This window comes from Achromobacter sp. 1014246743, assembly GCF_059760725.1.
In genome coordinates this window covers 1-207 of record NZ_JCBANA010000192.1, presented here as the reverse complement: position 1 = coordinate 207, position 207 = coordinate 1, and the positions used below count along the sequence as shown (strand labels likewise).

Genomic DNA, 207 nt, shown 5'->3' with positions numbered 1-207 from the left:
GCTCGGCCAGGAACCCCTGGATCTCGCGCACCGTCATGCCCCGTGCGTACATCGCGATGATCTTGTCATCGAACCCGGTAAAGCGGCGTTCATGCTTGGGGATCAGGATCGGGGCAAAGCTGCCATCTCGGTCCCGAGGGATGTCCACCCGCAAGGGGCCGTCGTCGGTGAGCACCGTCTTGCGGCTCTTGCCGTTGCGCTGGTTGG

General features: G+C 64.3%; 1 protein-coding gene. It reads right to left on the bottom strand.

Annotation, left to right across the window (positions count from 1 at the left end; genetic code table 11):
• Positions 1 to 207: transposase (locus AC6LJ2_RS30205; protein ID WP_498152779.1), on the bottom strand; the 207-nt coding region annotated here is incomplete at both ends.